Origin of the sequence: Exiguobacterium sp. s83 (genome assembly GCF_018617095.1) — a bacterium.
GTDB classification, from domain to species: Bacteria; Bacillota; Bacilli; order Exiguobacteriales; family Exiguobacteriaceae; genus Exiguobacterium; species Exiguobacterium profundum.
The window spans coordinates 92,613-105,806 of the sequence record NZ_JACSJP010000001.1 but is presented as its reverse complement, the minus strand read 5'-3'; the positions used below and the strand labels follow the sequence as shown (position 1 = coordinate 105,806).

The 13,194-nt window shown below is 49.0% G+C and carries 17 protein-coding genes; 2 read left to right on the top strand and 15 right to left on the bottom strand.

The window, feature by feature from the left end; genetic code table 11:
- The first annotated feature begins 14 nt into the window (after positions 1 to 14).
- A complete protein-coding gene (locus KNO73_RS00565) occupies positions 15 to 563 on the top strand; it encodes a GrpB family protein (protein WP_215111905.1) in 549 nt (182 codons plus the stop codon).
- A 42-nt stretch (positions 564 to 605) separates the two neighbouring features.
- Here KNO73_RS00565 and KNO73_RS00560 read toward each other — a convergent pair whose 3' ends face one another.
- The 11 genes from KNO73_RS00560 to KNO73_RS00510 form a co-directional block, all read right to left on the bottom strand.
- The gene (locus KNO73_RS00560; RefSeq protein ID WP_078146462.1) at positions 606 to 1,331 is read right to left on the bottom strand and encodes a class I SAM-dependent DNA methyltransferase; all 726 of its coding nucleotides are present in this window, start codon (positions 1,329 to 1,331) and stop codon (positions 606 to 608) included.
- Positions 1,331 to 1,678 (bottom strand): ribosome silencing factor, encoded by a 348-nt coding sequence (gene rsfS, locus KNO73_RS00555; protein ID WP_015881000.1) that lies wholly within the window; start codon positions 1,676 to 1,678, stop codon positions 1,331 to 1,333. Before rsfS ends, KNO73_RS00560 begins: the two co-directional genes overlap by 1 nt.
- Positions 1,679 to 1,688: 10 nt before the next feature.
- Positions 1,689 to 2,246, bottom strand: coding sequence for a bis(5'-nucleosyl)-tetraphosphatase (symmetrical) YqeK (gene yqeK, locus KNO73_RS00550; protein WP_078146461.1), 558 nt, complete (start codon positions 2,244 to 2,246; stop codon positions 1,689 to 1,691).
- A complete protein-coding gene (locus tag KNO73_RS00545) occupies positions 2,236 to 2,805 on the bottom strand; it encodes a nicotinate-nucleotide adenylyltransferase (RefSeq protein ID WP_078146460.1) in 570 nt (189 codons plus the stop codon). The genes yqeK and KNO73_RS00545 overlap by 11 nt, the downstream gene beginning before the upstream one ends.
- Entirely contained in the window at positions 2,802 to 3,098 is a 297-nt protein-coding gene (gene yhbY, locus KNO73_RS00540) for a ribosome assembly RNA-binding protein YhbY (RefSeq protein ID WP_015880997.1), read from the bottom strand. The genes KNO73_RS00545 and yhbY overlap by 4 nt, the downstream gene beginning before the upstream one ends.
- A 6-nt stretch (positions 3,099 to 3,104) precedes the next feature.
- Complete coding sequence (aroE, locus tag KNO73_RS00535) at positions 3,105 to 3,890, bottom strand: shikimate dehydrogenase (RefSeq protein WP_078146459.1); 786 nt, start codon at positions 3,888 to 3,890, stop codon at positions 3,105 to 3,107.
- On the bottom strand, positions 3,887 to 4,999 hold the full coding sequence (yqeH, locus tag KNO73_RS00530; protein ID WP_015880995.1) for a ribosome biogenesis GTPase YqeH: 1,113 nt from the start codon (positions 4,997 to 4,999) through the stop codon (positions 3,887 to 3,889). The genes aroE and yqeH overlap by 4 nt, the downstream gene beginning before the upstream one ends.
- A gap of 133 nt (positions 5,000 to 5,132) precedes the next feature.
- On the bottom strand, positions 5,133 to 5,759 hold the full coding sequence (locus tag KNO73_RS00525) for a YqeG family HAD IIIA-type phosphatase (protein ID WP_015880994.1): 627 nt from the start codon (positions 5,757 to 5,759) through the stop codon (positions 5,133 to 5,135).
- A gap of 125 nt (positions 5,760 to 5,884) precedes the next feature.
- Positions 5,885 to 6,664, bottom strand: a complete 780-nt coding sequence (locus tag KNO73_RS00520; protein WP_215111904.1) for a phosphatidylserine decarboxylase — start codon at positions 6,662 to 6,664, stop codon at positions 5,885 to 5,887.
- Positions 6,661 to 7,083 (bottom strand): thioredoxin family protein, encoded by a 423-nt coding sequence (locus KNO73_RS00515; RefSeq protein WP_031421245.1) that lies wholly within the window; start codon positions 7,081 to 7,083, stop codon positions 6,661 to 6,663. The genes KNO73_RS00520 and KNO73_RS00515 overlap by 4 nt, the downstream gene beginning before the upstream one ends.
- Positions 7,084 to 7,157: 74 nt before the next feature.
- Positions 7,158 to 7,352, bottom strand: a complete 195-nt coding sequence (locus KNO73_RS00510) for a YjzD family protein (protein ID WP_074032676.1) — start codon at positions 7,350 to 7,352, stop codon at positions 7,158 to 7,160.
- Between the two features lie 162 nt (positions 7,353 to 7,514).
- On the opposite strand from KNO73_RS00510, the gene KNO73_RS00505 reads away from it, so the two are divergent.
- Positions 7,515 to 8,327 (top strand): Cof-type HAD-IIB family hydrolase, encoded by an 813-nt coding sequence (locus KNO73_RS00505; RefSeq protein WP_214685871.1) that lies wholly within the window; start codon positions 7,515 to 7,517, stop codon positions 8,325 to 8,327.
- Positions 8,328 to 8,441: 114 nt separating this feature from the next.
- Here KNO73_RS00505 and KNO73_RS00500 read toward each other — a convergent pair whose 3' ends face one another.
- The 4 genes from KNO73_RS00500 to KNO73_RS00485 form a co-directional block, all read right to left on the bottom strand.
- On the bottom strand, positions 8,442 to 9,290 hold the full coding sequence (locus KNO73_RS00500; protein ID WP_215111903.1) for a YitT family protein: 849 nt from the start codon (positions 9,288 to 9,290) through the stop codon (positions 8,442 to 8,444).
- Between the two features lie 146 nt (positions 9,291 to 9,436).
- Positions 9,437 to 11,734, bottom strand: coding sequence for a glycoside hydrolase family 65 protein (locus tag KNO73_RS00495; protein WP_078146456.1), 2,298 nt, complete (start codon positions 11,732 to 11,734; stop codon positions 9,437 to 9,439).
- A gap of 208 nt (positions 11,735 to 11,942) precedes the next feature.
- Positions 11,943 to 12,362, bottom strand: coding sequence for a YflT domain-containing protein (locus KNO73_RS00490; protein ID WP_215111902.1), 420 nt, complete (start codon positions 12,360 to 12,362; stop codon positions 11,943 to 11,945).
- Complete coding sequence (locus KNO73_RS00485) at positions 12,359 to 13,168, bottom strand: YsnF/AvaK domain-containing protein (protein WP_214758421.1); 810 nt, start codon at positions 13,166 to 13,168, stop codon at positions 12,359 to 12,361. The genes KNO73_RS00490 and KNO73_RS00485 overlap by 4 nt, the downstream gene beginning before the upstream one ends.
- Positions 13,169 to 13,194: the final 26 nt, after the last annotated feature.

The following is a 13,194-nucleotide window of genomic DNA, read 5'->3' as shown; positions in this document are numbered from 1 at the left end:
GATGAACTAAACTAATGAAAGAAGAGAATCCTGAACAATTAAATATTCCTATTTGGGCATATGAAGCAATCGAAATAGAAGATGCCAATGTGCAATGGAAAGCTCAAGGTCTACGTGAAACAAGAGAGTTGTCCGACTTACTTTCAAAGTTTGATATTAAAGGAGCAGAACATATAGGTAGTACAGCGGTTCCCGGTCTACCTGCAAAACCAATTATAGATGTGATGATTCGTATCGAATCGTTTGACATGATGAATGCGATTGTTGATACTTTAACCGCATACGGTTGGCACTATGTACCACCAGAATTGGATGGAAAGCCCTGGCGCAGATTTTTTGTGAAAGTGAAAAATGATAAACGAGTTGCTCATTTGCATCTCATGAAAGGCACAGAAAAACGGTGTGAAGAACAGATTGAATTTCGAGACAAGTTACGGGAATCTCCTTTACTCGCGAAGGAGTACGGGCTTCTAAAAAAGCAATTAGCAACTGAATTTCGTGAGGACAGAGAAAAATATACTGAAGCTAAAGCTGAATTTATAAATCGGGCATTAAACTCCTGATATAGATGAAGACCCCATCGCTAATCTACGATGAGGTCTTCCTTATTTTTGGGCTACGAAGAAGATGCGCTCCGCATCCGCTCCTGGTGCACGTTCGGTGAAATCTGATGTGACCGATTTGACGTGGAATCCGGCACCAATCAACCATTGCATATACTGCCCTGGTTCATATGTCCGTTGTTCATGCGTCTCCTCGATCCGTTCATACGTCCCATCTTCAAGCGCGACGAAGAATGTTAAGTCATGAACGACCGACAGCGGGGCTTCTCCCGGGTCGGCAAACCAAATATATGAGCAATCTTCTCCGTTTGACGCATACGTCTTTTGGTTGAAGAGCGTCTGCATCTTGTTCGGAGCATGGACATCAAAGATGAACAAGCCGCCTGGTTTGAGTTGATTGTAGACAGATTCAAACGTATCAATCACGTCCGCCTCGTCTCGCAAATAGCAAAGGGAGTCGCAGAGAATCGTCACCGCATCGACCGGTTCCGGTAACTCCAACTCACGCATATCTTGTTCCCAAAGCGGCAACTCGATTTCGACCTCGAGCGCCTTTTCTTGTGCGACTTCGAGCATTGACTCGGATAAGTCGATCCCCATGACATCGTAATGTTCAGCGAGGCGAATCGTCGCCGACCCGGTCCCGCACCCGACATCCGCGAGTGTCGCGCCATCTTGGACGTGACGACGCACGAAAGCGACCCACTCATCATACGGCGCGTCTTTCATCAACTCGTCGTATACATAGGCGAATCCTTCGTAAGCCATTAGCCGACTTCCACTTCGACGTGTGGCGCGTCAGCCCACAATTTCTCTAGGTTGTAGTAATCACGGTCATCACGATGGAAGATGTGGACGACGACGTTCTCGAGGTCAGCGAGGACCCAACGTGCCGTGTCCATTCCTTCGAACTTGTGGAGTGGTAAGCCGTTTTCGCCAGCAACGTCTTTGATTTCACGTGCGATCGCTTCGACTTGCTTCTCCGAGTTCCCGTGACAGATAACGAAGTAATCCGCGATTGGCGAAATCCCTTCCATGTCGAGTACAACGATTTCCTCGGCACGTTTATCGTCAGCCGCTTTAACAATCAATTCTAATTCTTCTCTTGCAGTCATATTGACCCTCCTAAGGTATATTCACAAAATCGTTATACGTTTCAATCGTCAGTGGAAAAATACGCACCGACTTCTTCAATAAAAATTCAATCGTTTGTTTCAGTGTCGCGACAACCGCCGCTTCGAGCGAACGCTCCACTTCTGCCCGCAACCGGTCGACGCCGGGATAATCCCGATTCGGTTCGATGGCATCAGCCACGAACAGAATTTGGTCGAGCCGAGACATCCCGGGCTCTCCCGTCGTATGATTTCGAATCGCCGAGAGCACCGCGTCATCCAGGTCGTATTGACGGGAAAGTAGAATCGCACCGACCGGCGCATGAAGTAGTTCGTCCCCGTACTCAAGTAGATTCGGGTCTAACCCTTCTTCCACGACGACTCGACGCATTTCTTCGACGTCAAAGTACTTCGCATAATCATGAAGCATCGCAGCAATACGAGCATGTTCGACCTCTTCACCGAATTGAACCGCCATGCGTTCCGCCGTCTCGACGACACCGAGCGTATGGATATAGCGTTTTTCTGGCAGCGTCTGTTTAATCAACTCGTGCGCTTCTTCAAACGTCATACAACTTATGCTCCTTCACATACTCCTCGACTGGCGTCGGGACAAGATATTTGATGGATTTGCCTCGTTTCGCCCGTTCCCGGATGTCCGTCGATGAGATTTCGAGTTGCGGCATGTCAATCGCGCGGACGTCTGCCTTCTCCGGAATCAAATAACGTGTCCCCGGCCGTGCGACCGCACCGAACGTGACAAGACGGATGAGCGTCTCATAGTCATACCAGGATTCGAGCGAAACGAGTGAATCGGCACCAATCAAAAAGTAGAATTCATCATTCGGATACTGTTCGATCAGCCGTTTCATCGTCTCGACCGTATAAGACGGCTCACTCCGTTCAAACTCAATCAAGTTCAACTTGAAGTCGGACTGATTTTGTATGGCGCGTCGCGTCATCTCGATTCGGTGGTCTGCCGAGCTGAACCCGACCTTATGAGGTGGAATCGCAGCCGGCAGGAACCACACCTCATCAAGTTCAAGCTGTTCACGCGCTTGTTCCGCGATTAACAGATGTCCGAGATGCGGCGGGTCGAACGTTCCGCCCATCAAGCCGATCCGGCTCATGGGAGTTTGATTTGGCGATTTTCTTTCTCGGTCGCCTCTTTGTACAAGACGATGACTTTTCCAATCACTTGAACGACTTCAGCCTGTGTGCCTTCAGCTAACTCGCCAGCGACATCTTTCGGCGTGTCCATGCAGTTTTGAAGTACTTGGACCTTAATCAATTCACGTTTTTCGAGTGCGTCCGCGATATCTTTACACATCGCTTCGCTGACTCCATTTTTCCCAACTTGATAGATCGGTGAAAGATGGTGCGCTTCTGCGCGTAAAAAGCGTTTTTGTTTACCTGATAACATAGTATATTATTCCTCCAATAATCCTTCGATTAACTTTTTCCCAACGGTTTCGTCCGGTTTCACGCCCGTCCATTTCTCGAACGAGAGCGCGCCCTGCCCGACGAACATGGCTACACCTGTCACAACTTTGGCTCCGCGACGTTTCGCTTCTTGAAGCATCGGGGTGACAAGTGGACGATATATGATATCACAAATGACCGTGTTTTGTCGTAATCCTTCTAATGAAAGTGGTGTCGATCTCTCGTCCATCCCGACAGAAGTGGTCTGAATGATGACATCATATCGAGAGACGTCCATCTCATCGAACGTCGTGTAGACGACTCCGAACGTGTCGGCGAGCGCTTTTGCCCGTTCCATTGTTCGATTGACAATCGTCACGTCACGCGTCGGGAGAGCTTGGACAATCCCACGAGCCGCTCCTCCGGCACCGACAATCAGGACACGCCCTGTAAAGTCTGTGTATGGCATCAGCGCTTGGACAAGACCTGCCCCGTCCGTATTCGTCCCGATAAGTCGCCCGTCTCGTTTATACACCGTATTGACGGCTCCAGCATGTTTCGCCGCTTCGTCAAGGTCATCGAGATACCGAACGACCACCTCTTTATAGGGAATCGTGACATTGAATCCATCCCAGTCCCCTTCTCGCATTGCCGCAAATAAGGCTGGGAGTTGATCTGGTGTGGCATCGATGGCCTCATAACGCCCGAAAAGCCCAGACGCCCTCAACCACTGCTCGTGCAGTTGGGGAGAGAGCGAATGAGCAATCGGGTGACCGATGACGGCCAGATTCATACGAGCGCCTCGCGAAGTGTGACTGCGACGCCTTTTGGAGCCCATGCTGCGATACGACCACCTTTTCCGTGAATCGCGACCCAACCGAGACCACTGAACACGATATCCGTTTTCACGCCGTCTCGTAAGCTGAACTCATGACGGACGAGTGGCGGTAAGATTTCGAGTGTCTTCTCATTCGGCGGGTTGAGCATCTTCCCAATATGTTGGTCATAGAGCTCATCGGCACGTTCGAGTTTCGTACGGTGTGCTTTCAATTCATTCGACATATAAATGACGAACGATCGCTTATTTCCTTCAAGATAATCTAAACGTGCCAATCCGCCGAAATAGAGCGTCTGTTGCGGATTCAACTGGAACACGTGCGGCTTGATTTCTTTCTTCGGTGTGATCGTCTTCAAATCTTTCGCATCGACATAGTGTGCCATTTGATGACGGTTGATGATTCCTGGTGTGTCGTACAAGTTCGCATCATCGTCGAGCGGAATGTCGATCAAGTCAAGCGTCGTTCCCGGGAAATGACTGACGGTGATGATGGCTTCATCCTCTTCACCGAAACGTTTGATCACCTGGTTGATGAGTGTCGACTTCCCGACATTCGTACAACCGACGACAAAGACGTCTTTGCCTTTGCGGTAGTACTCAATCTTTTCAGCGAGTTCATCGATGCCATGTCCTTTTTTCGCACTGATCAAATGAACGTCGATTGGGTTCAAGCCGAGTTCTTTTGCCTCTGCCTTCATCCAGTTCGCCATCCGGTTCGGGTTGACCGACTTCGGTAACAAGTCGACCTTGTTTCCGACTAACAGTACCGGGTTCGACCCGACTGAGCGTTGAAGACCCGGAAGCCAACTGCCATTGAAGTCGAAAATGTCGACGATTTTGATAACGAGTGCTTCTTTTGAACTGATACCGTTCAAGATGCGCAAGAAGTCATCATCTGATAACTCCACATCTTGAACTTGGTTATAGTGCTTCAATTTGAAGCAACGTTGGCAAATGACAATCTCACGGTCAAGTGCCGATTTCGGTGCATAGCCGACCCCGTTCGGGTCTTCCGTTTGGATGGCTACGCCGCACCCAGCGCAATATCGTTTTGTTTCTTCCATAGTTATACTTACTGCCGTTCAGGTTTCCCCTTCTTCATTCACCGTAGCACCTCGCTGCTACTCCTGAAGCGTTAATTCCGACGCCTTGCTCGCCGTACATGGGCAGCCTCCTTCTTCCTGTGCGTTCGAGGTCTTATTCATCTTTTTTATGTGAATCTTCGGAACGTGGATGCATGGCCTCACCGATTTTTTCAGCGACCGCGACTTTTGCCCGTTGTGCGTCAACGGCAAGTTCTTCCACTTTTTTCGTGATCAATACATACTTCCCACGACGCTTCATATGTGCGAAGACCACTTTTTCGAGCATCCGGTTAAATTTCGTGACGAGTCCGTCCGTTTTGACGACCGGTTGCACATGAATGACATGAATGCCCGCCATGTTCGCCCCGAGAACGTCTGTGAACAGCTGGTCCCCTAAGAAGATGGCTTCCTTCGGCGAGTACCCATATTTCGAGAGTGCCGCTTTAAATCCAGATGGTAATGGTTTTCTAGCACGAGCGACATAATGAAGGCCGAGCGGCTCCGTAAATGTTCGTACACGATTCTCGTTATTATTTGATACGACAATCACATCGAAACCGTATGATTTCACTTTTTCAAGCCACATCAATAAAAGCTCTGGCGCATGTGGGACGTCCCACGCCACGAGTGTATTATCAAGGTCCGTCAAAATGACGCGCACCCCACGGTCTTTCAATTCTTGTAGGTCGATGTCAAACACAGACGCGACGAACTGTTTCGGATAAAGTCGATTAAACACGTAAAATTCCTCCAATTAGCTAAACGATTCAACTACTTATACAAGTATTGATATCCCTTCTATGGTAAACGAAAACCGACCAAACGACTAGTCTATCGTTCGGTCGGAAGAAAATTGACACAAAATTAGTTGGATTTGATTGTCCCGATGACTTCACCGAGTCGAACCGGACCGATCTTTTCACGGTCCATTTGAATCGTATCCTTCTCAAAACAAAGGACGACGGTCGAACCGAACGAGAAGTATCCCACCTCTTCTCCTTTGCCCGCCTGGTCTCCTTCGAGCGTCCACTCAATCGTGTTGACGTTCAAGGCACCGACCATGATATGTTCGTACGTTCCGGCTGGGCTGTCAAAGCGCGTCACGCGACGGTAGTTGCGTGAGAGCGGTCGAACCGTCTCCGTCAATCCGATTTCATTCACCGGCGCCGAACGGTCCCCGAGCTCATAGTGACTGAGCACACGACCAGAGAGCGGTGTGTGGACGCGGTGATAATCGCGCGGACTGAGGTAGAGGACGACGACCGTCCCCCCTGCATAACGTCTTGCTTCTTGTTGAGAACCGAGTAACTCCGCAAGCGTATACGACTGACCTTTCACCTCGAAACGACTGTCTTCTGAAATCGATTCGATGACCGATAACTTGCCATCACACGGTGACACGAGGGTATCGGATGACTCATCAATCGTACGCGCTCCCGGCTTCAAGTGACGAGTAAAGAACGCATGCAGTGATGGATAGGCAGCAAGCGGTTGCTCTGCCTCTTCTACCGCAATGTCATATACTTTTGCAAACGATGGAATCAAGTGACGACTCACATCTGATTCTGCGAAACGCTTGAGGCGTGTGGCGATCCAAGGCGAGGCGTTCAGCTCAAATAACGTTTGGTAGAAACGACGCTTCATTCCTCTTTGGCCTCCTCATTTTTAAAGAACGTCTCATATTGTTGTTCAGAGACCGCTCCTTCAATGCGACCGACCTCTTTTCCATCTTCAAATCGGATGATAGTCGGCGTACCTTCAATCCCATACGTCGTCCATACGTTATGGTCAGCCAAGTTGATGGAGACCGCATCATATTCTTCGATGAGGGGTTCGACATAAGGCTTCACTTGCTCACAGTATTCGCAGCCCGTTTGCCAGAAGTAAGCGACGACTTCACCATCTTGATCTAATTGTTGTTGCAATTCATCTGCTGTGACGGCGTTGACACCATCGTCAGTATTGTTTCCATTTAAAAAGTACAACAAACCGATTCCGATGACGATAATCGCACCGATAATGGCGAACGTGATAAAATTCGCGCGTTTTTCAGGGTTTTTCATATGTGTGATCCTCCTCTATGTTGGATAAAGAAAAAAGACTGACTCATGCACGAGTCAGTTTGATTGTAGACGGCTTACTTCTCTTGTGCAACGTCGCTGATTCCCATGTCTTGATTCAAGACATCGAGAAGTGCAACGAAGATTGTGATGGCCACGCCAAATCCTGTCGCGAGCATCGCGTTGAACTCTACACCATCAACGGCAGAAATGATAAATACCGCTGTATTCGAGAGCACAATCGCCCAGATCAATGTCACTAAATAACGCATTGAACGTCCCCTCCATCTCACAGATGATTCGTAAAAATTCATACGACATTAGTATAGCATTGTTCGAATAGAATATGCGACTTCGATTGTATATTCTTTCCGTCGAATCGAAAAATATGATACGGTCGTAGAAACATCATTGTGAAGAAAAGAGGATGACTGATGTCACGTTATTTAATCGCAGTCGATTTAGATGGAACGTTATTAAGAGATGATAAAACAATCAGCGAACGAAACCTCCGCGCTCTTCAAGCGGCGCGTGAAGCTGGTCATGAAGTCATGATCGCCACAGGGCGTCCAAAGCGCCATTCGATCATGTACTATGAGCAAATGGGATTGACGACACCACTCGTCAACTTCAACGGGGCGCTCGTACATCACCCAAAAGATGCGAATTACGCGGTGACACACCGCCCAATCCCGCTCAAGACCGCCCATGACATCATTGAAGAAGTGGCGGATACGAAAGCACACAACATCGTCGTCGAAGTGACGGACCACGTGTACTTCCAAAAGGACCCGCAAGAGTTCTATAGTCCGTATGCAGAACGTGCGCTCAGCGTCACATCAGGTAACTTGTTGAAACACTTGCAGGACGAACCGACGTCCCTATTGATTCATGCGACAAAAGATCACGTCGAGCACGTCCGCACCCAACTCGACGACATTCATGCGGAGGCGGTATTGAACCGTCAGTGGCGTATGCCCGAACATATGATTGAAGTCATGAGCAAAAACACATCGAAGGCACTTGGGCTTCAAGAGGTCTCGAAGCACTTGAACATTGACCGGAAGCACATTATCGCCTTCGGTGACGAAGAGAACGACCTCGAGATGCTCGACTATGTCGGTACCGGTGTCGCGATGGGGAACGCCATCGACCAATTGAAGAATGTAGCCAACGAAGTGACGGCTTCAAATATGGATGACGGGATTGCCCTCTTCTTAGAAGAGCGACTTGGCATTAAGGCATAACGAAAGAGGCTGGGACATAACTAGCCGGTTTTAAAGATTTTTGATAAAAAGAGGGGTCCGGTCACCGATGTTCGGTGGCCGGACCCCTCTTTTTTGTGATTCATTCATGCATGTTTAGCGACGGAACGTCCCTTCGACGTCCTCTGTCGGCAAGATATTGATCCAAACCGATGGGTCTGCATCTTTACAGATTCGCGTAATCTCACGCACTTCGTGTCGTTGCGCAACCATCATGAGCGTCGCCTTCTCGACTTTCGAGTACGTCCCGATTGCCGGCATGAGCGTGATCCCGCGGAACACGTGTTGATGTAGTTCCTTTGTCACCTCTTCCGGGTGATTCGTCACGATGAAGAGCGTTTGACGCTGTGTATTCGTGTAAATCTCATCGATGACTTTTGACGTCACATACAAGAAGACGATCGTATAAAGCGCTGTCGGCCATCCGAACAAGGCACCTGCTGCGAGGGCGATCATCATGTTCATCAAGAAGAGATAGACCCCAACCGAGTTGTTCGTGAATTTCGCCAAAATCAATGCGACAATATCAAAGCCACCCGTCGAGGCTCCATACCGAATCGTGATCCCCGAGCCGATTGCCAAGAGCACACCGCCAAATACAGCGTTCAAAAGCGGATCGTCCGAGAGAAGCTGCGATTGCGGAAGCAAACGAATGAACAACGTGACCGAGGCGACACTGACCAGCGTATGGATCATCATGTTCCGCCCGAGCATAAAATAACTGACGACGAGCAGTGGTGCGTTCAGAATAAAGAACCAGAGTCCTTCCCCTAGTTCAAGCGGTGTACCCTCTAACAATTTCGTCAAGATTTGGGCAAGACCCGTAAATCCTGTCGAATAGACGCCAGCTGGAATTAAAAATAATGTCATGGATAAGGCAACGAACAATCCTCCGATGATCGAGACAACCCCGATTCGTGTATGTTCTTTAACGGCTTCCGTCAAGCTTCAACTCCCCTTTCTCAAAATAGCTAAGAATCAAGATAACATAGATTATTCATGCTGCATACAGCAAATATGCAGGAAATCCGATAAGTTTTTCACACAAAAACAAGCCGACCGAGGTCGGCTTGTTCGTATGAAACGATTGGTCACGCTTTCACTGTTTCAATTGTAATCGACTCGTTTGCAGGAACTGTCACTGCATTTCCATATACATGGATGGTCACATCTGTACCACTTGTTTGCTTGATTGTCACTTGTTCACGTGATGATGTGACCGTCAAGTGATGGCCGCGCCAGAGCATGTTGAACGAGTAACCGTTCCAATCTTTCGGAATCATCGGGCTGAACGAGAGGTTATCCTCTTGAATGCGCATTCCGGCGAATCCATGAACGATGGACATCCACGAACCGACCATCGACGTGATGTGTAATCCGTCTTCCGTGTCATTGTTATAGTTGTCGAGGTCAAGGCGCGCCGAACGTTGGTACAATTCGACCGCTTTGTCTTCATAACCGACTTCTGCCGCAATGATCGAGTAGACACATGGTGACAAGCTCGATTCGTGAACCGTGCGTGGCTCGTAGAAGTCAAAGTTTGCACGTTTCTGTTCGACCGTGAAGCGGTCACCGAACGTATAGAGTCCTTGGAGGACGTCAGCTTGTTTGATAAAGTTCGAGCGAAGGATGCGATCCCATGACCAGTTTTGGTTGAGTGGAAGATGTTTCGGATCGAGGTCTTTCACCAAAATCTGCTCTTTATCCATGAATCCGTCCTGTTGCATGAACACATCTGGAACGAGATCATCTTTTGGATAGTACATCTTCGTTTGGATGTCTGCCCACTTCGCAAGTTCAGCATCCGTGATGCCGAGTGTCGATACGAGCTCTTCGAGACGTGCAGGTTCTGCCTCTTTCAAGTAGTTGTACACTTCTTGCGTATATTCGAGCGTCCATGCGGCGATCAAGTTCGTATACCAGTTGTTGTTGACGTTGTTGTCATATTCGTTCGGACCTGTGACGCCTAGGATCATATACACGTCTTTGTGCGGGACAAAGTTGACGCGGCTAGCCCAGTAACGCGAGATCTCGACCAATACTTCCAATCCGTATTGTCCAAGGTACGACTTGTCGCCTGTGAAGTTCGTGTAGTTGAAGATCGCATGGGCAATCGCACCGTTACGGTGAATCTCTTCATGCGTGATTTCCCACTCGTTGTGACACTCTTCCCCGTTCATTGTGACCATCGGATAAAGCGCACCTTCCATACCGACATTCTTCACAGCATTCTCTTTCGCCTGTGGCAATTGGTTGTGACGGTACTTGAGCAAGTTCCATGAGACTTCTGGTTTGGCTGTCGCCAAATAGAAGTGCAGGCAGTAGGCTTCAGTATCCCAATACGTCGCACCGCCGTACTTCTCACCTGTGAATCCTTTTGGACCGATGTTAAGACGTGAGTCTTCACCTGTATATGTTTGATACATGTTGAAGATGTTGAAACGGATTCCTTGTTGAGCTTCGATGTCTCCATCGATACGAACATCCGCATCTTCCCAGCGTGCGAGCCATGCTTCCGTCTGTTCAGCGAGAAGTGTCTCAAATCCTTTTTCGAACGCCGCTTCGACACGTGTCATCCCAGCTGACTGCAATGCTTCAATCTCGTGGTCGCGGTTCGTGACGACCGACACATATTTGTAGGCTGTCGCTGTCTCACCAGCAGCTACGTTGACCGTGAACTTGTTGGCAACGAACAAATCTGTCGCTTCAAGCACTTCACAACGAGCACCTTCTACGTCCGCGATCATCGATGCCGTGACATGCCAGTCGAGTTTCTTCGTCTTCGTCGTAACGAAAGCGAAACGTTCTTCCACACCACGGTCGACCGGAAGCCAGAACTTCTCATCGTAGTTCGAGTCTTCGTTGACGACATCGCCATCTAAATATGGCGTGAACTCAATTTTTGCTTCGTAGTTGACAGGTGTGACGTTGTAACGAATGGCCAAGACTTCTTTATCCACGATTGAGAAGAAGCGGACGACTTCCACTTTCGTCTCTTCTGTCCCGTTCATCAAGGTGAACGTCCGTGTGAGGACACCACGCTGCATGTCGAGCTCACGGGTGAAATCTTTCACTTCCCATTTCGCCAAGTCGACCGGTGTCCCATTGATGACCACGCGGAGACCGATGACGTTTGTCGCATTCAACACTTTGGCAAAGTATTCAGGGTATCCGTTCTTCCACCAACCGACACGTGTTTTGTCCGGGTAGTAGACGCCCGCCACGTAGAATCCTTGGTGCGTATCATTCGAGTAATCTTCCTCAAAGTTTCCTCGCATCCCCATATGCCCGTTCCCGAGCGATGTGATGGATTCTGCAAGGCGGTTCTCTTTCGGGTGAAGACCTTCCTCTGTTACTTTCCATTCATCGACTGCAAACAATCGTTTCATCTGTCTGCCACTCCTTTTTCTCTACAAGGCTACCTTCGTCGGACAACTAGTTTATGCAACCGTTTGTCTATGAAAGCGCTGTATTTAATCTCACCTTTCATTTTACACAACTGAAACGAGAATGCAATCGTTTGCATAAAACTTTTTATTTCTTTTTTTCATCACATTTTACAATCAAAAAAACCGCCTCTCATCGAGACGGTTTCAATCAATCTTTCTGTTCATTTTCCGGATTATCACCAAACGCCCCATTCGCTTCGTGCCCTTCGAACGCCAGAGTGTTCCCGTCATTGAATCCTGTGTCCGGTTCATCGAGAATCAAAGCGTAGACTCCGTTCAAAATATCGCCATAAGCGCGGTTGACGTCGTCGTCAGCAAAACCGAGGTCAAGCAATACCCGCTTCACTTCCTGTTCGCCTTCGGTCACACCTGCGAACTTTTGCATCCAGTTCGCGCTCGCTTCTTCCACTTTCGCATCGGTCTTACGTTTGACGAGCGAGATGTCATCTTTGTCTCGCGCGACGACATATAAATCGCGCTCCTCATAGCCTCGTTCGGTCAATTGGTTGATTTTAGCGACGAGAGCCGCCTCATTCTGATAAGTGCCTACAAATCGACTTTTGTTCATCGTTCCTCATCCTTTTGGGTTGTCTGGTTATCAATGGTCACATCGGCTTGCCCGACTTCCCTCACTTTGAGTTCTTCTTTACGGAGCGTTTCGGTCAATGTCTCAATCTCTTCCGTCACACGCTTCCGAACAACAATTTCTTCGACGACGACAGGTCGCTTCACGACGAACGCCCGTTCTTCGATGACTTGAATTCGGAGATGATCCCCTTCGTCAATCGTACGAAATCCCGACCGATTAAAGTCGTAGTCCTCGAGCACATCCTCTGAACCGGCTTTCCTCTCTACATGAACTTGTTCTCTTAAGACCGGAACCTCTATCTCTTGATTGGTTTCTATGATGTAGCGATTGATGACGACTTCACCCGTTTGTACTGCTTGTTTCTCGACGGTCAAGCGCTCCTCGTGCAAGGCAAGCGTCTGTTCTTCCGTCTCCGGTTCTAATTTCATTTTTGGACGGTCGACCTTAAACGATTGGTCGCCACGGTCGGCATCGACGTACAAGAAGAGTCGTCCCTGCTCGATTTCCTGCGTGAAGCGATCCTGTTGCTCCTTCGTGAGCCGCATGCTGCCGATCCAGCGTTCAATCGGTCGCTCGCTCGATGTGACGAGTGAGGCGACCGTACCCGGTTCGTCGGTGACGAGCACATATAACTTCGACTGGCGTCGAACCACGTCCGCGACGTCAGCTCGTTTGACGAGGACGTACATGTCCTCTTCGGCGTAACCTTCTCGTTTCAAATCGACCGTTCGATTGAGCAGCGTTTCCGGCTGATCAAATACTTCTGAGATAATCGCATGTTTCATAGCTTTCGTCCTCCTATGGTGACAAT

Excerpts from the sequence above, each read along its gene's own strand:
- KNO73_RS00565 (WP_215111905.1), top strand. The coding sequence starts at position 15 with ATGAAAGAAGAGAATCCTGAACAATTAAATATTCCTATTTGGGCATAT.
- KNO73_RS00560 (WP_078146462.1), bottom strand. The coding sequence starts at position 1,331 with ATGGCTTACGAAGGATTCGCCTATGTATACGACGAGTTGATGAAAGAC.
- rsfS (WP_015881000.1), bottom strand. The coding sequence starts at position 1,678 with ATGACTGCAAGAGAAGAATTAGAATTGATTGTTAAAGCGGCTGACGAT.
- yqeK (WP_078146461.1), bottom strand. The coding sequence starts at position 2,246 with ATGACGTTTGAAGAAGCGCACGAGTTGATTAAACAGACGCTGCCAGAA.
- KNO73_RS00545 (WP_078146460.1), bottom strand. The coding sequence starts at position 2,805 with ATGAGCCGGATCGGCTTGATGGGCGGAACGTTCGACCCGCCGCATCTC.
- yhbY (WP_015880997.1), bottom strand. The coding sequence starts at position 3,098 with ATGTTATCAGGTAAACAAAAACGCTTTTTACGCGCAGAAGCGCACCAT.
- aroE (WP_078146459.1), bottom strand. The coding sequence starts at position 3,890 with ATGAATCTGGCCGTCATCGGTCACCCGATTGCTCATTCGCTCTCTCCC.
- yqeH (WP_015880995.1), bottom strand. The coding sequence starts at position 4,999 with ATGGAAGAAACAAAACGATATTGCGCTGGGTGCGGCGTAGCCATCCAA.
- KNO73_RS00520 (WP_215111904.1), bottom strand. The coding sequence starts at position 6,664 with ATGAAGCGTCGTTTCTACCAAACGTTATTTGAGCTGAACGCCTCGCCT.
- KNO73_RS00515 (WP_031421245.1), bottom strand. The coding sequence starts at position 7,083 with ATGAAAAACCCTGAAAAACGCGCGAATTTTATCACGTTCGCCATTATC.
- KNO73_RS00510 (WP_074032676.1), bottom strand. The coding sequence starts at position 7,352 with ATGCGTTATTTAGTGACATTGATCTGGGCGATTGTGCTCTCGAATACA.
- KNO73_RS00505 (WP_214685871.1), top strand. The coding sequence starts at position 7,515 with ATGTCACGTTATTTAATCGCAGTCGATTTAGATGGAACGTTATTAAGA.
- KNO73_RS00495 (WP_078146456.1), bottom strand. The coding sequence starts at position 11,734 with ATGAAACGATTGTTTGCAGTCGATGAATGGAAAGTAACAGAGGAAGGT.
- KNO73_RS00490 (WP_215111902.1), bottom strand. The coding sequence starts at position 12,362 with ATGAACAAAAGTCGATTTGTAGGCACTTATCAGAATGAGGCGGCTCTC.
- KNO73_RS00485 (WP_214758421.1), bottom strand. The coding sequence starts at position 13,168 with ATGAAACATGCGATTATCTCAGAAGTATTTGATCAGCCGGAAACGCTG.